This is a genomic window from Amycolatopsis sp. NPDC039088 (genome assembly GCF_055598845.1).
Genome location: NZ_JBVKAE010000018.1, coordinates 163,215 through 182,216, shown reverse-complemented (window position 1 = coordinate 182,216; position 19,002 = coordinate 163,215). Strand labels below are relative to the sequence as shown.

Here is a 19,002-nt window from a genome sequence, read left to right as displayed (position 1 = left end):
CTACCTCGGCTCGCCCTTGATCAACGGAAGATCAGGGACGTTGAGTGTCCCTGATCTTCCGTTGATCAAGCTCTACCTCGACTTTGCCGGGACCCCCTGCTCTCAAGGTAGGGAAGGAGGCCTTCACGGCATGGGCCCCCGGTTATCCACAATGACCCCCCGTCTGTGGACAACTCGCCTCAGCCCCACTCCGCGACCCCCATCGGCGATAGACTGGCTTCGGGGTCGCCCCCCTGGGACGGGTGGGGGCTGGGGTGGTGACCTTAAGAGCGCGGCTGTTCCCAGAGCCAGAATTCGATGCCCTGGTCGTCCACGCATTCGGCGCTCAGGCCGTAGGGCTGCTGTTCGGTTTCGCCCGCTCGGCCACCCTGGGTGCGCACTCGGTCGAGTGCGGCGGCGAGGTCGTCGACGGCGTACATCACCTTCCAGCCCACCTGCCGCCCCGGGCCACCCCACAGACCGCCCTGCAGGCCGGAACCTTCGATGCCCCAACCGCCTTCGACCCGTCCCGGGGAGAACTGCCAGCCGAGGACGGCGCCGTAGAACGCCTTCGCCCGCTGGTCGTCCGGGACCTGGAAGGTGAAGTAGCCCGCTTCGCCGTGTCGGATCGGCTTCGCGCCGGAAGTTTCCGAAGGGGCGGCTTGCGACACCAGCCAACGCTGACCGTACGGGTCCTTGATCGCCCCGCTCAGACCGTAGCCTTCGTCCGAGACGGCACGTTCCAATTCCCCGCCCAGTTCGACGGCCCGGCGCGCGGTCGCGTGCACGTCCGGGACCTCCACCCGGATCAGCGGGCCACCGGCGGACGCCACGACATTGCCCAGTTCGGGGAATTCTTCCGCGAGCATCAGCACGCTGTCCCCGATGGCCAGTTCCGCGTGCCCGACCCGGCCGTCCTCCATCACGATCGGTTCGGCCCGGCGCCGCGCCCCGAACACCTCGACGTAGAAGTCGAGCGCGGCGCGGGCGTCGGTCACCACGAGGTACGGCGTCAACGAACGTACTTCGGCTGTATCGGTGCGTGTCATATCGGCTCCGTTCAAGACGGCGCGACGCAGGTGGTCGCGCAGTTCGGCGGCGAAGAGCGGGTCGGGATCGACCGGCTGCGAGGGTGCGCGAAGCGCGTCGAACGGATCAGGCATCGCGACCCTCCTTCTCCTGGTAAGCACGCCGGAACGCGGCACGGGCCCGCACGAGCAACGCCTCCGTGGCATGCACCGTGCGCCCCAGATGGGCGGCGACCTCCGCGACCGGGAGGCCGTCGACGTAGCGAAGCGTCAATGCGGCTTGATGATGCGCCCCGAGCGACGCGAGCACCTCGCGCGCCAGGAGGGCGTCCAGCCGTTCATCCCACGGATCGGTGACGTCCTCCTCGTGGACGAGCCGCAGCCCGCGTTCCTCACGTTCCTTACGCCGCCAGTGATCGGCGAGCTTGTGCCGGGCGACGCCGATCAGCCACCCGGTGCTCACTGCGGGCGCAAGCTCCTTGCGACAGGCCCTCACCGCACCGAGGAACGTCTCGGACGTCAACTCCTCGGCGAGGGTGCGATCACCGCACCGGGACAGCAGGTACCCGTAGACCTCCGGCAACGCCGTGTCGTACAGCGACAAGAGCGCGAAGGCCGGGTCCCGATGCACCCGTGGTTCCGTCACATCCCCATCGTCGCTCGGGGAGCCACTTCTCCGACGGGTGCGGCCGAACTTTCTCAGCTCCGCGGATCCGGCAGCCGTCGCGCCACCGTGATCACACCGATCGTCAGCACCGCCTGAATCCCGATGACCAGCACGAACGCGCCCTTCATCCCGAGTGGGCCCGCGCCGGCCGAGGCGAACAACGTGCCCAACGTCGCCACCCCCAGCGCCATCGCGGCCTGCTGCGACGTCGTCAGCATCCCGCTGCCGACCCCGGCGATCTCCGGCGGCACCTTGGACAGCACGATCCGGAACACCGTCGTCATCGCGAGTCCCTGACCGAGACCGCACAGCAGCATCCCCGGCGCGAAATCGAGCACGCCCAGGTTCGGCCACTCCAGCAGCACGGTGCCGATCAGCACCAGCAGCCCCAGCAGCTGGACCGAGAGGCCGGCCGCCACGACCCGCTGCCCGAACCGCGTCACCAGGCGGCTGCTGACCAGGCACATCGCGAAGAACGCGAGCGAAAGCGGCGCCGTCACCAGTCCGGAACCCAGCGGACCGAGGTGCAGACCGTCCTGCAGCGTCACCGCGAACACGAACATGAACGCGCTGAAGCCGATGAAGAACGGCACCCCGACCAGCAGCCCCTGCCGCACGCTCGGCATCCGCATCACCGACGGCGGCAGCAGCGGGATACCGCCGTGCCGTTCCATCCGGCGTTCGACCTGGACGAACCCGGCCGCGGCGAACGGGAAGACGACCAGCAGCGCGACCGTCCACAGTGGCCAGCCCAGCACCGGGCCTTCCGCCAGCGGCAGCAACAGCGACACGAGGGAGATCGCCAGGAGAACGGTGCCCCAGCGGTCGATGCCGATCGGGTTGCTGGAGCGGCTCTCCGGGATCAGCCGTCGCGCGATCACCAGTCCGGCGATCCCGACGGGCACGTTGACCAGGAAGATCGGCCGCCAGCTGGTGCCCAAGAGATCGACGGCGACCAGGGCCCCGCCGAGGAACTGGCCGAGCACCATCGAAAGCCCCGCGGTCGCACCGTAGAGGCCGAGCGCCTTGGACCGGCGTTCACCGGTCGTGGTCGCCTGGATGATCGACAGCACCTGCGGCAGCATCAACGCGGCCGCCGCCCCCTGCGCGGCCCGCGCCAGTACCAGCGTCAGCGCCGTCGGCGCGATCCCGCAGAGCAGGGAGGTCACGGTGAACGAAGCCAGCCCGATCAGGAACAGTTTGCGACGACCGAAGGCGTCACCGAGCCGGCCGCCGACGACCAGCAGCACGGCATACGCGATCCCGTAGGCCGCGACCACCAGTTCCAAGGTGGCCGACGACGTGCGGAGGTCGGAGCCGATGGCGGGCAGGGCGATGTTGACGATGAAGAAATCGATGAGCGGGAGTGCCGCCCCCAACAGCACGGTGACCAGGCCCGCCGAGGTCAGGGCCGGTCCGGTGGCGACGCGGGTGGGCGTCACCGAAGCTTGCGTCGAAGTCATGGGTACTACGATCGGGCGAGGTCCAGCCTGGTACCAGGAGTGTGTTTATCCTGGTATTACCACTACCTGGTAACGGGCTCGGAGTTTTGCGAACCTGATGAGGTGACCATGACCGTCGATTCACGAGTGGCCGACGTGCGACGGCACGAACTGGCCGCCTTCCTGCGCAGCCGCCGCGAGCGCATCACCCCGGATCAGGTCGGCCTGCCGATCAGCGGCAGGCGCCGCACGCCTGGACTGCGCCGTGAGGAGGTCGCGCAGCTCGCCGGGGTCGGGGTCACCTGGTACACGTGGCTCGAACAGGGCCGCGACATCAACGCCTCCGAGCAGGTGCTGGAGGCGATCTCCCGCACGCTGCGGCTCGACCCGCACGAGCACCTTCACCTGTTCACCCTCGCCGGCGCTCCCGAGCCGTCGCTGGAGAAGGACTGCAAGCTCCTCAGCGAGAACATCTACCGGATGATGACGAAACTGGAGCCGTTCCCGGTCTGCGTGCGCAACGCGCGATGCGACATCCTCGCCTACAACCGGGCCTACAACTGGCTGATGGGTGACGTCGACGCGATCCCGTTCGAGGACCGCAACACGATGGTCCAATGCCTGACCAATCCCGAGTGGCGGCGCAGGCTGCCCGACTGGGAGACCAACCTGCCGCGCGTAGTCGCCGGTTTCCGGGCGGCGATGGCCGAACACCTCACCGAACCGGCGTGGAAGAACCTGGTCAAGCGGCTCCGGCAGGAGTCCGAGGTCTTCGAGCGGATGTGGAAGGAACACGACGTCTCCGGCGACCGGATCGTGCTCAAGCGATACCTGCACCCGGACGTCGGCCTGCTGCGGTTCGAGTTCTCCTACCTGTACCTCGGGCGGCGTTCGGAGATCTCGCTGGCGACGCTCACCCCGGCGGACGAGGAAACCGCGGCGAAACTGCCCAGTTCCTTCTGAAGAGGGAGGCGCACCAGGCTCGCGAGGGAGTCTTTCCGCCGTGTGGACGCCGAAGCTGACTGCATGACCGCAGCAGTCGCCACCCCCAAGATCTCCAGTGCCCGCCTGATCGTCTGCTACGCCGCGATCCTGGGCACGCTGCCCTATCTGACCCTCAAGGCCTCCTGGGTCACGGGAGGCAGCATCGGCCTCCGAGATCCGTCCTTTGTGGACTCCGAGCTGATGTTCTTCGCGAACCTGCTCACCGGCGGGATGGACGTCGTCGCGGTGGTGCTCGCGCTGGCCTTCACCTACTCCTGGGGCCGTCGGATCCCCGCGCCGCTCGTGCTCTTCCCGATCTGGATCGGCACCGGACTGCTCGCGCCGATCGTGCTGAACCTGCCGGTGATCGTCGCCGACCTGATGCGGCCGCAACCGGCCGAACTGCCGTTGGAGAACTGGGTCTGGGCCGTCGTCTACGGCGGTTTCGCCTGGCAAGGGGTCCTGCTGCTGACCGCGTTCGTGCTCTACGCCCGCGATCGCTGGTGGTTCGTCGTCACCGGCACCGTGCGACCGGGGAGGATCGGCATGCCGGGCGGGCTCGGTATCGCAGCCGCCCTCGTTTCCGCGATCGCCCACACGATCTGGGCGTTCGGCTCCGGCGGGATGTCGGCTCGCGGCCAGGACGTCGTGATCGCACTGCTCGGCGCGCTCGCCGCGGTGGCCTTGGCGACCGTTTCGCGGGGACGGTTCTGGCCGCGGCTGGTGCTGGTGTGGACCGGCGCCGGGGCGATGGCGGGTTCGGGGTCGTGGGGCCTGTTCAGCGCGTTCGCCATGAATTCGTCCGGGCAGGTGCCGGTGCTGGTCGTGCAGGTGATCGGCGGGGTGCTGATGATGACTTCGGTCCTGCGGCGCCTACCGCACGCGGCGTAGCCGAGAAGCCGCTTTCCAACGGACGCGATCCGCCCCCGCCCCCGGTAGCTTTCGTCCTGTGCTGCTGAAAGAACGGTATCCGTGGAGCCCTTGGGCGGGTCGCGTATTGCGCGTGGTGCTGCCACTGGGGTTCGTCCTCGGCGCCACGAGCAGCGCGGCCCGCTGGCAACCGGGCACGCCGCCGCTGACCACCTTCGGCGCATTGTGGCTGGTCGCCATCGCGGTGCCGCTACTGCTGGTCCACCGGTATCCGTTGCCGATCTTTCTGCTGACGGCCGCGTTGACGCTGGGCTACTACGCCTCGGACAATCCCGGCGGGCCGGTGATCGTGCTTCCGACGATCGCGTTGTTCGTGCTCACCAAGATCCGCGGGCCGCTGGTCGCCGGGATCACCGGTGGCTCGCTGCTCGTGGCCGCCGGTGTCGCACTGTTCGCCCGGCACGGGTTGGCCGGTTTCGATCTCCGGACCGGACTGGGGTTCGTCTGGGTGATCGCGGTCGTCGGGGTCGGGACGGCGGTGCGCAACGGCCTGGCCGCGGCACGGGCCCGGCGTGAGCAGGCCGACGAGCATCGGCACCGGATGGCCGAGCAGGAGCGGCTCACCATCGCCCGCGAGGTGCACGACGTCGTCGCGCACAGCCTCGCGATGATCAACGTGCAGGCCGGGGTCGCCGCGCATGTCGCCGACCGGCGCCCTGAACAGGCGAAAGAGGCGCTGCTGAACATCAAGGAGGCCAGCGCTTCGGCGCTGAAGGACCTCCGCGCGACGCTGGCCGTCCTGCGCTCCGGCGAGGACAAGGCACCCGCGCCGAGCCTCGCCCAGGCCGACGAGCTGTTCGAACACGCGCGGGCCGCCGGGCTGGAGGTTCGCGTCGACGGCGAACCGGGTGAGCTGCCCGCTCCCGTCGACGGCGCCGCGTACCGGATCCTGCAGGAATCGTTGACGAACGTCGTCCGCCACGCGAATCAGGCACGCGGGGTCGACGTCAGGTTCGAGCGGAAAACCGGTGCGTTGACCCTGCTGGTCCGCGACGATGGTCGTGACGCCGTCGAGCCCGCGCCCGGCCACGGGCTGCGCGGCATGTCCGAACGGGCGGCGGCGCTGGGTGGCGCGCTCACGACGTCCGTCGTGGACGGCGGGTTCCAGGTTCGCGTGGATTTGCCGATCAAGGGGGAACTATGACGATCCGGGTGGTCCTCGCCGACGACCAGGTGCTGGTGCGCGCGGGTTTCCGGGTGTTGCTGGAGACCGAAGACGGCTTCGAGGTCTGTGCCGAAGCCGGTGACGGCGAGCAGGCTGTCGCGGCCGCCGTCGAGCACAAGCCGGACATCGTGGTGATGGACGTCCGGATGCCGGGCGTCGACGGGCTCGAAGCGACCAGGCGGATCACCGCGAATCCGGAGCTGGCCGGGGTGAAGGTCCTGGTCCTGACCACTTTCGACGTCGACGAGTACGTCTACGAGGCGTTGCGGGCCGGTGCGAGCGGGTTCCTGCTGAAGGACACCGATCCGGTGGAACTGCTGAGGGCGCTGAAGGTGGTCGCCGCGGGCGAGGCGCTGCTGGCGCCGACCGTGACCCGGCGGCTGATCGCGGAATTCGTCGACCGGCCGGAGAACCGCCGCATCGACGTGAGCGCCGTCCGCGAGATCACCGACCGCGAACGCGAGGTCCTCGGCCTGGTCGCCGGCGGTATGTCGAACGACGAGATCGCCGCGCATCTGGTGATCTCCACGGCCACCGCGCGCACGCACGTCAGCCGGATCATGACCAAGATCGGGGCGCGCGACCGGGCGCAGCTGGTGGTGCTGGCCTACGAATCCGGCCTGGTCAGCCCCCGGCGGGCCTGATCCGGACCCCCGCCGCGTTATCCGGCTGGTGAGGATTCCCCCAAAAAGATGAGATTTGCGGGGAAGACACCCGCATCACGTGGGGTGACCGAGGACCGGGGATCGTTGACCCTCCGTTAAATCGCTGAGATGCACGTGCAGATGCACGGCCCTGAGCTGCTCAAGCAGGCGGGATCTCGTTCGGGCATCCTCGCTTCTTTTTCATTTCCACCTGGGAAAACATTCGGGTCCGCATGGTGATCGACGATTCCCGGTGAGCGAGCTCAAGCCATATGCGCGTACGGCTAACCCTGATTTCCCGGTGTTTTCAACCGTGACTCGCCGAAACTTGCGGCGACTTCGGGCACGGTCCGTGATTTTCCGCTTCCGGCGCGCCGGAAATTGCCGTCACTTTCCGTCGCGAAATGGTCGGCCGAAGGCACCCTGTCCGGGTGCGGTGGGTGCGGAGTTGCTTTCACACAATGACTCTGAGCACTAGTCTTCGGTGCTACGGCCGCGCGGCGTTGTCACCTACCTGACGTGATTCTCACCCGGCCGGGCAAGGCTCGATAACACTTCAAGATCACATTTCTTCTCACTGGGAGTCACCATTGGCGACAAATACACCTGACCCCCTTCTGGTGGTCACCGCGGGCGTCGTCGTTCTCGCCTACATCGTTTTCGCCGCGATCCTCACCCGGCTTCTGCTCGCCAGAAAGGTCGCGCAGCCTGCCAAGGTGATCGGCTCGGTGGCGGCATTGGTGGCTGGTCTGCCCGCCATCCTCTACGCGTTCGCGGCGGTGGTGGGCTGATGTCCGGATCCTTCCTGGAGGCGCTCACCGAGCGGCAACGGCGGCGGCTGATCGACCTCGCCAGACATGTCGACTACGCGGCCGGGTCGAACCTGGCGAACCAGGCGGACCCGATCCCGCCGGTGCTCATCCTGCAGTCGGGTTTCGTGAAAGCGCTGCGTACGACACAGGGCGACACGCCACCCACGATCGTCGACCTGTTCGGTGCGGGTGATGTGCTCGGGCTCGAGGACTGCCTGATCGGAGGATCGAGCCACCTCGCCTACGTCGCGACGAAGCCGGTCCGTGTCCTCGAAGTCCCGCAGAAGGCCTTTCGCCGGTTTCTCCACGACAACAAACAGGCGATGGGCGCGGCCGCTGAAGCAATGGCGCTCCGGCTGCGCCGCCGGGATGCCGCGCTGGGCTTCGCGGCCGCCAAGGTCCGGAGCAGATTGACCGCTTTTCTGGCCAGGTTGCAGGTGGTCTATGGAATCCCCGGTGAAGACGGCGTGGTGATCGACGTCGGCCTGAACCACGCCGATATCGCGTCCGCGATCGGGGCGTCGGCCGCGTCGGTGAACTCCGAGATGGTGAAACTGAGGAACGAGGGCTATCTGACGACGGGCTACAAGACGATTCACGTCAAGAAACAACTGCGGGAAGACGGTCCTCCGCTTTTCCCGGCTCGAACCGCCAAGACAAGGCGGATTCCGCAGATGAAGCTGCGGCGCCGCGAACTCAGCCGCGCTTCAGTTGAAGCGCCAGCCGTATGACGAACACGACGGCCAGCGCGGCGACCAGGGCGATCTCCCAGGCCATGGTGGCTCCTCCTCGTCCAGCATCCGAAGGCTCCGATGCTCTGCCTATAAGGCGCACGACCGGGGGAGGACGTTCACCGACACGGCCTAACTCACACTAATGGGGCAACGGAACGTCAGCCCCGCGTGCGAGAGGCACCTGAGGCACCAGGCAACGACTACAGCGCGCTGCCGACCGCCGCCCACACCCGATGCGGGTCGAGGTCCATCGGCCGCGAGTCCGGATCCGGCCGCAGCCGCCGCAGCAGCACCTGCTGCACCAGCGCCGTCGGTTTCGCCGCCGAAGCCACCCGCCGCCAGAACAGGTGGTCCTCCAGGCCCTCGAACAACACCTCGGAGTTCCAGCCGCCGAGTTCGTCGATCAGCGACCGCCGCACCAGGTACCCGCTGCCCAGGTACGGCAGCGTCCGCAGCCGCCGCTCCTCCGGCGGCAGCGCGCCGACCAGGCCGTCCACCGGATCCGCGACCGGGCAGTGCACGACGTCGACGTCCTCCGAAGCGGCCAGGAGCCGTTCCAGCAGGAATTCCGACGCGCGCATCCCGCCGTCGAGCACCAGCAGCCAGGACGCCGTCGAGCGCTCGAGCAGCGAGTTCCTGGTGAGCCCGCGGCCGAGCGGGGCGTCGTGCAGCAGGACGTCATACGGGCGCGGACGCGGCCACGGGTGCACGCCGTCCTCGCCGACAAGCACCTTCCGCGGCAGCACGCTGCCGGTGAGCAGGTCGTTCGCCAGATCGTCCGGGTCGACCTCGCCGGTCCGGCGCACGATCAGCACGTCGACATCGGCCGAGCCCGGCACCGAAGCGGCCGCAGGCTCCCAGCGCCGCGAAGCGACCCTTCGCGCACCTGCCGCCCGCTGAGCGATCCGTGCCGAAAGCGCCGTTCCGCGTGCCGAAGCCGGTCCGGCGGCGGACCGGTCGCCCGCGAACCGCGCGTCGAACGACGGGGTGTCGACGGCGAGCGCGTCCTCCGGGTTCCGCAGGCTCGACGCCAGTGCCCGCGCCGGAGCGATGTCCGCGGTAGGGGCCGAGCCCAGCGACGAGGCCAGGTCGATCAGCCGCCGCGCGGACGCCGTCATGTCCAGCGACTTCACGAAACCGTAGGCGGCCGAACGCAGATGCCGTTCACGCTCGGGCTCGTCGGCCAGCGCGGCGACGACCGCGCCCAGCGCCTCCGGCCGGGCCAGCACCAGGTGCTCGCCGGGGACCAGCGGTTCGACGTCGGCGGAGGTCTCGCTGACCACCACACAGCCGTTGGTCATCGCTTCGAGCGTCCGTACCCATTCCAGGGTCTGCTTCTGCTCGCGGTGCAGGTTCAACAGGAACCGCGACCGCGCGAGGTGTTCGAACTTCGCCTTGCCCGGCAGGAAGTCGACGCGTGCGCCGGTCATCGGTTCGTGCGGCGGGGTCAGCAACCGCGTCCGCAGCCCGGCGAGATCACGCGCGTACGAGCCGAGCAGCACCGAACGCCGCCGCTCGGCCGTGCCGAGGTAGGTGACGTCGAGGTCGCGCGGGCTGTCGAGGTCGCCGCCCCACAGATCCCACAGCGGGCTGTAGCCGAGCTGGAAATGCTCGACGGCGATCCCGCGCCGCCGCAGTTCGGCGGTCGAATCGTGGTTGATGTCGACGGCGCCGCCCAGGATGGAGAGCAGTTCGGCGTTGCGTTCGAAGGTCGCCGTCCCGGGATGCTCCACACAGAACCCGATGGTGCGGCGGCACTGTTCGGCGGTCGGGAAGGCGGCGTCCGGGACGGTCACGAAATACTCGTGGGGGACGACGACGTACACCGTGTCGGCCCCGCCCTCGGGAAACTCGCCGACCGCGGTCCTGGCCTTGCCGCCCGCCGTGCGCACGGCGTCGGCGACCACCTCTAGGAGTTCCTCCATGAAGGCGGAACCACCCTCGGCGGAGACGAAGCAGAGTTCGGTCACGGCCGGTCCATCTTCTTCCGCACCACACGCAGCGGCGCGGTGACCCGCCAGCTGACGGTGCGGCGGGTGGCGTCGAGTTCGCGGGCCATCTCGGCGGCGAGCCGTTCGGCGTTGAGCAGCCGCTGCCGGTCCGCCGACGGCTCGCCGCCGGGCAGGATGTCCGCGTCGACGACGCCCGCCGAAACGACGAGTTCGGCGTCGAGCAGCGCGAGCCGCAGTTTGTCCCGCTCTTCACGGCAGGTCTTCAGCTCGGCGCGCAGCGAGTCGCGCTGTTGGTGGGCGAGCAGGACCTCGGCCTCCAGCGCGCGCAGGCGTGCCTTCGCGACGTCCAGTTCTTCCTGCTGAGAAGCCAGCCGGTGGTTCAACTCGGCGGAGTCGCCTTCGTTCGACGAAGCCCCGGCCGTCGCTTCGCGCAGCTCGTGCTCCGTCTCGGCCAGCTTGGCCTTCAGCCTGTCCTGCTCGGCGGTGAACACCTGCCGCTCGGCACGGAGCCGGGTCAGTTCGGCCTGGACGCGGCCGGGAATTTCGTCAGACATGGACGCCCCCACTCTGGTGCCCGTGCAGGGCGAGTTCGGTCAGGATTTCGGAGTATTCGCGCGCGTAACCCGCCGGGTCGAGCCACGGCAGCAGCTTCTCGTGCGCGGCCTTCGCCATTTCACGGCGACGCGTCGCAGGCGTGCCCAGTGCGCGCAGCAACGCCGCCGTCAGCGCGTCGACGTCGTTGGTCTCGAACAGCCAGCCCGTCTCGCCGTCGACGATCATCTCCCGCGCACCGAACACGTCGGTCGCCGCGACCGGGACGCCGCAGCAGACGGCTTCGAGGATCGACCGCGGCAGCGATTCGATGTCGGAGCTGTTCACGAAGATGTCCGCGGCCTGCAGCCAGCGCAGCGGATCCGGCTGGATCGGCACCAGGCTGACCGACTTCTCCAGCCCGGCGCGCTCGACCGATTCCTCCATCGCCAGCCCGTACGGCGACGGGTGCAGGCCGACGACGGCCAGCTTCGCCTCTGGGTGGACCTTGTGGATCCGCTCCATCGCCGAGATCAGCGGCGCCTGCCCCTTGCGGGATTCCGCGATGCCGATGTTGACCAGCACGATGTCGTCCGGCGTGTAACCGAGCATGTTCCGCGCCTGCCGGCGCGTCTCCGACCGCGTCCGACCGCCGAACTTGTGCATCGGCGTGCCGTAGCGGACGGTCTGGCAGCGTTCCGGCTTGCTGTACGGCAGGAACATCTCGCGGGTCGCGTCCGCGACGAACAGCAGCTTGTCGACCTCGGCGAGCGTGCTCTCCCAGCGCTGCCAGACCGCGGCGGGCGGTTTCACCGGACCCCAGTTCTGGTAGGCGAACGCCGGGAGCGAGAAGCTCTCGTGGATCACCCATGCCGTCGGCATCCCGGCGCGCTTCGCCGCGTCCGCACCGACGAAGCCGCCGAGCGTGTTGACGAGCGCGACGCCCGCTCCGGAGCACTTCGCGAAGCGAGCCAGCTCGGCGACGTGACCTTCGTAGGCCGGGACCGTCTGGTTCCGGTAGTGCGTCGTGACGTGCACGGGGATGCCGAGTTCGTGGCAATCCGCGCGCAGCGGGCCGTCGGTCTCACTGACGAGGCTGACCTGCCAGCCGTGGTCGGTCACCATCCGGCTCAGCAGTTCCTGCAGCCACAGCTGCCCGCCGCCGACCCCGAGGCTGTGCGTGAAGACCAGCACGTGCCTCGGATCGGTCGGGATGTTCACCCGCGCCATCGCCTTCGCCGTGTCGCTCGCCAGTTCGTCGGCGAGTTCGGCGTCGTCGGGGTCCGCGACGGGGTTGCGAAGCGTGAAAGTGCGCTTCGCCGACACGACCTCGCCGACGCCTTCGGTGCGGTACCGGACGCGAAGCGACAGCGTCCGCTCTTCGCCGTACGGAAGGTCGACGGGCACCCAGGCTTCGAAACCGCTGACGGCGGCGTCGTCGAAGCCGGGGAATTCCTTCGGCACGTCCTTGCGCGGCAGACGGGTACGCGCGCTGACCGTGCCGCCACCCTCGACCATGACCTCGATCAGGCTCGGCGCGCGGCCCTGAAGCATGGCCCAGCCGGTCACGTAGACGACGTGACCTTCGGCGACCTTGCCCTGCTTCGGCGCTTCGAGTTCGCCCAGCCACAACGGTTCTTCGCCGGGCAGCGTGCCTACGTGGACGGTCGCCTGGTTCAGCACGCGCTCGTCCGGTCCGGTGACGACGATGTCCTGAGTGCCCGCGGGAACCCACGTCGCCGGGACGGCACGCCAGCCGAAGGTGCCTTCGGGCGCGCCCGGGCACGGCTCGGGGAACAGGTTCGTTTCGACGTCCGCGATGGTCACGGACATCTCGTCGATCCGGCTGATCCCGGTCGTCCAGCCCCGGAGCTCGAACAGGTGCCCGACCGGCCGGTCCGGGGTCAGGATGCCGGCGGTATGCAGGCTCGTCATCGCTTCGCTACCTCGTCTTCGTTCGCCGCCACAACGGCGCCGACCTTGGGTGAACGGTACTCGTGGGGCCTCCGCCGGAGGCGCGATCGCCAGATTTCGGCGATGGCCTCCCGTACCTCGTCCGTGCCGTGCGTGGTGCCGCACGAGCCGATCGTCGAGAAGGCGACCTCGCGGGCCAGTGCACTGTCCACAAAGGAGGGATGGAGGCCGATCAGCACGCCGAGCCAGCCGGCCAGATCGCGCGTCGAGCCGCCGTCCGCGGCCGCGGACCAGCCCGCGTCGGCGAGTTTGTCGGCCAGTACGAGCACGCCGCGCTCGAGCACCTCGGGAAAGCCCGCGCCCGCGTTCCGCCATTCGAGGTCGATCGGGCGCAGCGTCGCGCCGTCGACCAGCACGTTGTGCGGCACCAGATCCCACAGCGTCTCGACCCCGCGTGCGGCCTCCGCGCGCAGGAGATCCCGCCAACCGGTCAGCAGTTCCGCGACACGTTCCGGCTCGTCGAGCAGGACTTCGACCATCGTCGGGGCGTCGTACACCTTGTCCGTGCACGGCCCGACCGAGATCCCGGCGACCGGCGGCGACGGGGCGAGCGGCGTGCGGCGGACTTCGGCGCCTTCACCGGTGCGCACGACATCGGCGCGCGTGCAGGCGAACGCGGCGCGCTCCGCGGTGTTGAAATACGTCGCGAGCCGGTACGCGGGCCAGAGCGCGGCGGCGCCGGGCCCGCACAGCAGGGCGAGGCCGTTCGCGGGACCGCCGGCGATCGCGGCGGACAGGCGGGGGAGCTCGGTGTCGATCTGCGCGCCGCGCACCGCGCGGGCGACTTCGTGACCGGGGGAGCAGAGCAGCTCACGCTGGACTTCGAGACCGGCCGCCGCGAGCGTCTTGACGACGCCGCGCGACGCGGTCAGCACCACGAGGGCACCTGTCGGCGACAGCCGCTCGCGAACCACGTCCAGCAGGCTTCGCGTCGCGTAGGGCTGCTGGACGACGACGAGGTCGTAGGTCCCCGAGCCGGGAGGCCGGTCGTACACCGTGACCGTGTCGAGGTCGCGCGTGCGGAACCGGACCGCGGCGGCACGGACCGGCTCGGCCTCGACGGCGTGCACCGTCGCCGAAACCTCGCCCAGATACCGGGTCAGGCCGCCGAAACCGGCCCCGACCTCGAGGACCCGCGCCGCTTTCGGCAGCACGAGCGCCCGGAGGACGTTCGCGGCGCCGTGGTCGAGCGGAACGCGCTCGGTGGCGTCCCAACCGGCGAAATGCAGTTCATCGGACAGTGACCCGGTGTCCTCGGCCAGCGAAAGCAGAGTCGTGAGCAGCCGGGTCTTCTCGCCGATCATCGGATCAGCTGGTGACGGCGTAGTTTTCCAGCGTCTTCTTCACCGCACGCTGGTACGTGCCGCTCAACGCCTTCTCGCCCTCTTCGCCACCGAGCGGGTTCTGCAGCACGTCCACCCGGACGATGTTGTTGCCGCTGATCCACGTGCCGCGGTACGAGCCCTTGTCGCCGTCGATCTTCTTCTGGAAGTTCAGCTTCGGCGGCATACCCGGCAGCGGCTCGGTGATCTGCACGAACCCGTTGCTCGTCTGGTACTGGCGCAGCTGCTTGACCAGGTCACCGGCGGCACCGGGGCTGGTCAGCGGGATGACGGTGACCGAGATCTTCGCCGGCTGCGGGCCGGTCTCGTCCGGCTGCTTCTGCGAGCCGCGGTACGCGACCTGCTTCACGCCGGCGGCGATGACCAGATCGGCCTCGCCCTTTTCCATGCCGGTGATCTCGGCGAGCTGGGCAGCGGTGAGCACACCGCTCTTCGCGTCTTCTTCGCCGGACTGCTCCGGGATCTTCTCGAACAGCAGCTCTTCGGGCGTCTTCGGCTTGGCCGACGACGTCGGGGGCGCGTTCTGCGACTGGGTCGGCTGCGGCGCGGCGGTCGGATCCACCGGGTCGTCACCGCCGCCGGAGAAGGCGAAGTAACCGCCGACGCCGAGACCGGCGAGGACCAGCACGGCGACGATCGCGATGATCGCGATCTTGCCGCCCTTGCCCTTGGGCTTGTCTTCGAACAGCTCGGGACCCTGCTTGACCCACTCCGTGCTGCCGACCGGCGAGATCGGCGGGAAGTCCGAACCACCCCACGGCGGGCTGGCGTCGGTGTCGGTCCAGCCCTGCTGCTGCGGCTGTTGTTGGTGCTGCTGTTGCTGCGGGTAGCCCTGCTGGGGCGGCTGCTGCGGGAAACCACCGGCGGGCGAAGCCTGACCCTGCTGGGGGAAACCGCCGGCCGGGGATGCCTGGCCCTGCTGGGGGAAACCGCCCGGCGGCGACGCGATCGGCGGCACGACCTGGGTGCGGTTCCGGTCGGCCTGCTGCTGTTGCTGCCAGTTCGGGACGACCTGGGTGCGCTCGCCCTCGCCGTTCTGCGGCGGCTGGTTCACCGGCGCGATGATCTGGGTCGAGTCGGCGCTGTTGGGCTGGCCGGACTGCGGAGCCTGCTGGGGTTGCTGCGGCGCCTGCGGAACGGGCGGCTGCTGGAAGGGCTGCTGGCCGGGTTGCTGGACCTGCTGCTGAGCGGGATCACCGTAGGCGACCGCTGAGGACAGCACCTGGTCGCGGCGGATCCGGTAGTCGTCCGCTGAGAGGCGTCCAGACGCGAGCTCCTCGTCCAGATTGCGCAGCTCTTCCTGCCAGGACACCACCAGCCCCCTTAATCCGATTCAGGCGGGAAAGTACGCTCCCGGCCGTCGCGATACCACCACTGCGGTGACCTCGCACATTCTGCACTGCCCGGCCACGTCACGCCCTCGCGGGTCGAATCCGTGATCTCCCCGCGACCTGCGCTTCTCAGGTCGCCGGGAGGACCGTGTCCAGCGAGGTCAGCGTCTGCTCCAGACGGGTGTCGAGCGCCTGCGAGTCCCCGCCCAGCGGCTGCGAGACCCACGCCGTCACGGCCATCGTCCCGGACACATAGCCGATACCGCTGAGCTGGCCGTTCTGGTTGGCGCCGACGAGGGCGAGCCGGTCGCCGACGCGCTGCTCGCGCAATCCGGCGTTGATCGAGTTCTCCCGGAAGTACTTGACGATCGCGGAGGCGTCCTTCGTGTCGTTCGCCGGGATCACCAGGACGAGGTAACCGTTCGTACCCTCGTTCGAACCCTTGTAGGTGACGGACGCGATGCTCTTCGACGTGAGGTAATCGGCGGCGGCCTTCGAATAGAGGTTGAGCTCGACACCCTTCGCGACCGACATCGTCGAGTTGTCCTTCGACGGCGTCCCCGGCAGCGTGGGCAGCCGGTCTTCCAACGGCGTCTGCGCGCTGTTGGGCTGGCTCGACGGCGCGAGCCCGGAGAGACCGTCCGGCGGCTGGGCCATACTCGGCTGCTCGGCGACGTTCGAGGACGACGACGAGCCCAGCCACAGTGTCCCGCCGATGATCAGCGCCAGCACGACCAGCACCCCGGCGCCGATGAACAGCCAGGTCGGCTTGCGTTTGCCGACGACCGCGTAGTCCTCGGCCGGCGCGCTGTGGCGCGGGCCGGGTTCCGGGGTGAGCGGCGGAAGCGGCCGGTTCAGCTGCCGGGTCGACGGCTTGTGCTTGGCCCGAGGCGGCTCGGCGCGCAGGTAGACCGTCGGGTTGATGTCGGCGGGCGAAGGCGCGGTGGTCTTGTGATCCGCGATGCGCGGGATGGCGCTTTTCTTCTCTTCGCGTCGCTTCGGTTTCTCGGTTTCGAAAGGCTGGGTGCGCTGTTCCGGCGGGGGCGCGTAAGGCTGCGGCTGCTGGACCGTGACCGTCGGCAGGTCGATCGGCCGCGCGGCCGGATTGGTGCTGTGCCAGGCGCCGCCCGGCTGCCGCAGCGGCGAGGGGACCGGTGACGGCATCGTCCCGCCGGAGGCCTCCGCCAGGAGTTCGTCCCGCTTCTTGCGGTGTTCGGCGTGCCCGATACGACCCGCGGCCAGCTCGACGTCCAGCTGTCGAAGCTCGTCCTGCCAGCTCATGTAGCCCCCTGCCGCCGGGTGTGAGCAGCCAGTGTTGCATGCACCCTTATGGGTGGTTGATGTGGTCTTTCCACATTCTTGCCTCCGCCGGAGGCCCGGGTCCAGCGTTTCGATGATCGGTCTGTGCTTGGTGAGGCGTGCCAAGGTGACTCCCCTTGCGGAGCGGGAAGCAGATCGCCTGAACGTGGCGCTGAAGTGCGCTTATAGCATCAAGGCTATGACACGGGGTACCGTGGAGCTGGAGCCGGAGGTTCGCGATTGGCTGGAGAGGTTGTCCACGGCGGATTTCGCCACAGCGGCGTTCTATGTGGATCTGCTCGGCGGAGCAGGGGGCGTTGCTGGGCGAGCCGTACACGAGACAACTTGACGGCAAGTTGCGGGAGTTGCGGTTTCATTTGAACGGCGAAGCCGTGCGGATCACTTACTGGATCGCCTCGGGCAGGCGAATCGTGTTGCTGACCGAGTTCCGGAAGACCCGCATGCGTGAAGAGCGTGAGGTGCGACGGGCACAGAAGGCGATGTGGCAATGCATCGCTCGAAAGCACACGACCGATGAGCACGGTGGGGAGTGAGGACAATGGCCGAGCGGACAGATTGGGCCAGCCTTCGCGAGCGAAGGCTGGCCGAGCCGGGTGCCGGTGACGCTTACGAGGCCGCGCGGCTGGCTTACGAGCTGGGCAAGGCGGTTCGTGAATTGCGTGAGGCGCGGGGCTGGACCCAAACACTGCTCGCCGCGGAGGCAGGGATGACCCAATCCGCCGTCGCTCGGTTCGAAGCAGGTGGCACCGTCCCGACCATTCCGGTGCTGGAACGGCTGGCCAACGCCCTCGAAGCCGATCTCGTCGTTCGCATCACCCCGCGCTTGTCCACGGTGTGATGCTCTTTCGGCTGGTCAGAAGCGGCTGACCGGTCCCGCCGGTACGGTGGCGGACGTGGGAAGCGCCGGATGACGGAAATCGACGAGTGTCGTAGCACGTTGCGCGAGCTGGCCATCGGCAGGCTCGCCGGTCGGGACGTCCGCACGTCCCATTTGGTCGAGGCCGGTCTGGACGCGATCGTCGCCGGGCTCGACGCCCCTTCCCTCGGCCTGCTGGCCGGGCTCGAGTCCGCGGGCGAAGCCGCCGTCGACAAGGCGCTCCATCAGGTGGTCGACGAACTCGGTATCGAACTGCCCGCCGACCCCACGGCCGCGCGGTGGCTGCTCATCCACGGCTGGCTCACCGCCATGGTCGAGGGCGACCTGTCACCGGCGACCGGTGGCGCACTGGTCAGCGAGGTCGGCGAGCTGCTCGGGTCGCCGCCGTCGTTGCGGGGGATCACGCGTTGGTCGGCGATGCTCGACGACTGGATCCCCACCGATCTCACCCCGCGTGACGTCTGCGAGGTGCCGATCCTCGAAGAATCGGCCGAGCTGCTCGAAGGGCCCTGGCCTCCCTCTCCGCGTCACCCGTAAGGCGCCGGTTTCTGTCGTACATGTGTTCTAAAATTGGCGTTGTACAGCAGGAACAGCGGCGAAAGGCAGACACGGATGGCCTACATCACCCTGCCCACGTTCGTGGGATACAGCACGAGCTCGGGTCCCTCGCGTTCCTCTTTCGTCCGGCGCTGGCGCCGCCAGTACGAGGATCCGGCGCGGGGCGGGTTCAACTTCTATCTCCGGGCCGCGAACGCGATCCGGGCCGGCCGCATCTCGGGGCGGGATCGCGAGGTGATGCGGGCACTCGTCGAGAACGCCGACGAGCGCACCCGGCCGCATTACGCCGAGATCGCCAACGGCTGGCTGCGCTATCTGGGGCGGCGTGACCTGCGGCTGGCCGAGGTCGGCCGGTCACGCTGGCGGCTCGGCGCGCTCGAAGTCGGCATCAATCCGCACCTGGGGCTCCGCAAGGGCGACGGTCCTGTCCACGTGACCTGGCTTTACTTCAAGGAGGAGCCGTTGAGCAGGGACGCGGCGCAGATGGTGCTGTGGCTGCTCGAACAGACCATGGACGAGCTGCGGCCGGGCGGCCGCCCGCTGGTGGTCGACGTTCGGCGCGCGAAGGAGTTCGCGTTGTCCCCGCGCGACCGCGACAAGGTCAAGCCGTGGGTGCGGAGCGAGGCGTCGGCCTTCATGAGCCTTTGGGAGGCAGCCGCATGATCGAACGACGGCGAGCCCGCATTCGGTGGGCTCGCCGTTCACACACCGTCATTCTCACGGTTCCGGCG

Annotated in this window: 19 protein-coding genes; 10 read left to right on the top strand and 9 right to left on the bottom strand. The window is 68.8% G+C overall.

The annotated features are described in order from the left end of the window. Positions 1 to 263 precede the first annotated feature (263 nt). From ACZ7KI_RS23745 to ACZ7KI_RS23735, 3 genes are read right to left on the bottom strand one after another with little or no spacing between them, the layout of a single operon-like run. On the bottom strand, positions 264 to 1,142 hold the full coding sequence (locus tag ACZ7KI_RS23745; protein ID WP_470275276.1) for a VOC family protein: 879 nt from the start codon (positions 1,140 to 1,142) through the stop codon (positions 264 to 266). Continuing rightward, positions 1,135 to 1,653, bottom strand: coding sequence for an RNA polymerase sigma factor (locus ACZ7KI_RS23740; protein WP_470275275.1), 519 nt, complete (start codon positions 1,651 to 1,653; stop codon positions 1,135 to 1,137). The genes ACZ7KI_RS23745 and ACZ7KI_RS23740 overlap by 8 nt, the downstream gene beginning before the upstream one ends. A 53-nt stretch (positions 1,654 to 1,706) precedes the next feature. Next, positions 1,707 to 3,137, bottom strand: a complete 1,431-nt coding sequence (locus ACZ7KI_RS23735) for an MFS transporter (RefSeq protein WP_470275274.1) — start codon at positions 3,135 to 3,137, stop codon at positions 1,707 to 1,709. A gap of 108 nt (positions 3,138 to 3,245) precedes the next feature. Here ACZ7KI_RS23735 and ACZ7KI_RS23730 point away from each other — a divergent pair, with 108 nt between their 5' ends. The 6 genes from ACZ7KI_RS23730 (at position 3,246) to ACZ7KI_RS23705 (ending at position 8,382) form a co-directional block, all read left to right on the top strand. After that, a complete protein-coding gene (locus ACZ7KI_RS23730; protein ID WP_470275273.1) occupies positions 3,246 to 4,079 on the top strand; it encodes a helix-turn-helix transcriptional regulator in 834 nt (277 codons plus the stop codon). A gap of 63 nt (positions 4,080 to 4,142) precedes the next feature. Further along, entirely contained in the window at positions 4,143 to 4,991 is an 849-nt protein-coding gene (locus ACZ7KI_RS23725; protein ID WP_470275272.1) for a hypothetical protein, read from the top strand. Between the two features lie 58 nt (positions 4,992 to 5,049). Further along, positions 5,050 to 6,174 (top strand): sensor histidine kinase, encoded by a 1,125-nt coding sequence (locus ACZ7KI_RS23720; protein WP_470275271.1) that lies wholly within the window; start codon positions 5,050 to 5,052, stop codon positions 6,172 to 6,174. After that, positions 6,171 to 6,839 carry a response regulator gene (locus tag ACZ7KI_RS23715; RefSeq protein ID WP_470275270.1) on the top strand — a complete coding sequence of 223 codons (669 nt, stop codon included), beginning with the start codon at positions 6,171 to 6,173 and terminating at the stop codon, positions 6,837 to 6,839. Before ACZ7KI_RS23720 ends, ACZ7KI_RS23715 begins: the two co-directional genes overlap by 4 nt. 620 nt (positions 6,840 to 7,459) lie before the next feature. Further along, the gene (locus tag ACZ7KI_RS23710; RefSeq protein WP_465459560.1) at positions 7,460 to 7,630 is read left to right on the top strand and encodes a hypothetical protein; all 171 of its coding nucleotides are present in this window, start codon (positions 7,460 to 7,462) and stop codon (positions 7,628 to 7,630) included. Next, positions 7,630 to 8,382 (top strand): Crp/Fnr family transcriptional regulator, encoded by a 753-nt coding sequence (locus tag ACZ7KI_RS23705; RefSeq protein WP_470275269.1) that lies wholly within the window; start codon positions 7,630 to 7,632, stop codon positions 8,380 to 8,382. Before ACZ7KI_RS23710 ends, ACZ7KI_RS23705 begins: the two co-directional genes overlap by 1 nt. Before the next feature lie 203 nt (positions 8,383 to 8,585). Here ACZ7KI_RS23705 and ACZ7KI_RS23700 read toward each other — a convergent pair whose 3' ends face one another. The 6 genes from ACZ7KI_RS23700 to ACZ7KI_RS23675 form a co-directional block, all read right to left on the bottom strand. Continuing rightward, positions 8,586 to 10,355 carry a glycosyltransferase family A protein gene (locus ACZ7KI_RS23700; protein WP_470275268.1) on the bottom strand — a complete coding sequence of 590 codons (1,770 nt, stop codon included), beginning with the start codon at positions 10,353 to 10,355 and terminating at the stop codon, positions 8,586 to 8,588. Beyond that, a complete protein-coding gene (locus tag ACZ7KI_RS23695) occupies positions 10,352 to 10,891 on the bottom strand; it encodes a hypothetical protein (RefSeq protein WP_470275267.1) in 540 nt (179 codons plus the stop codon). Before ACZ7KI_RS23695 ends, ACZ7KI_RS23700 begins: the two co-directional genes overlap by 4 nt. Beyond that, the gene (locus ACZ7KI_RS23690) at positions 10,884 to 12,803 is read right to left on the bottom strand and encodes a glycosyltransferase family 4 protein (protein WP_470275266.1); all 1,920 of its coding nucleotides are present in this window, start codon (positions 12,801 to 12,803) and stop codon (positions 10,884 to 10,886) included. The genes ACZ7KI_RS23695 and ACZ7KI_RS23690 overlap by 8 nt, the downstream gene beginning before the upstream one ends. After that, the gene (locus ACZ7KI_RS23685) at positions 12,800 to 14,146 is read right to left on the bottom strand and encodes a methyltransferase (RefSeq protein ID WP_470275265.1); all 1,347 of its coding nucleotides are present in this window, start codon (positions 14,144 to 14,146) and stop codon (positions 12,800 to 12,802) included. The genes ACZ7KI_RS23690 and ACZ7KI_RS23685 overlap by 4 nt, the downstream gene beginning before the upstream one ends. 4 nt (positions 14,147 to 14,150) lie before the next feature. Beyond that, a complete protein-coding gene (locus ACZ7KI_RS23680) occupies positions 14,151 to 15,500 on the bottom strand; it encodes a flagellar basal body-associated FliL family protein (protein WP_470275264.1) in 1,350 nt (449 codons plus the stop codon). 145 nt (positions 15,501 to 15,645) lie between these two features. Then, on the bottom strand, positions 15,646 to 16,797 hold the full coding sequence (locus ACZ7KI_RS23675; protein WP_470275263.1) for a flagellar basal body-associated FliL family protein: 1,152 nt from the start codon (positions 16,795 to 16,797) through the stop codon (positions 15,646 to 15,648). A gap of 335 nt (positions 16,798 to 17,132) precedes the next feature. Between ACZ7KI_RS23675 and ACZ7KI_RS23670 the strand changes: the two genes are divergently transcribed. The 4 genes from ACZ7KI_RS23670 to ACZ7KI_RS23655 all read left to right on the top strand — a co-directional run bounded on the left by ACZ7KI_RS23670 (position 17,133) and on the right by ACZ7KI_RS23655 (position 18,934). Beyond that, on the top strand, positions 17,133 to 17,369 hold the full coding sequence (locus tag ACZ7KI_RS23670) for a type II toxin-antitoxin system RelE/ParE family toxin (RefSeq protein ID WP_470275262.1): 237 nt from the start codon (positions 17,133 to 17,135) through the stop codon (positions 17,367 to 17,369). A 5-nt stretch (positions 17,370 to 17,374) separates the two neighbouring features. After that, a complete protein-coding gene (locus ACZ7KI_RS23665) occupies positions 17,375 to 17,674 on the top strand; it encodes a helix-turn-helix domain-containing protein (RefSeq protein ID WP_470275261.1) in 300 nt (99 codons plus the stop codon). A 69-nt stretch (positions 17,675 to 17,743) separates the two neighbouring features. Further along, positions 17,744 to 18,250 (top strand): hypothetical protein, encoded by a 507-nt coding sequence (locus ACZ7KI_RS23660; RefSeq protein WP_470275260.1) that lies wholly within the window; start codon positions 17,744 to 17,746, stop codon positions 18,248 to 18,250. Between the two features lie 75 nt (positions 18,251 to 18,325). Then, positions 18,326 to 18,934, top strand: coding sequence for a hypothetical protein (locus ACZ7KI_RS23655; RefSeq protein WP_465500343.1), 609 nt, complete (start codon positions 18,326 to 18,328; stop codon positions 18,932 to 18,934). Positions 18,935 to 19,002: the final 68 nt, after the last annotated feature.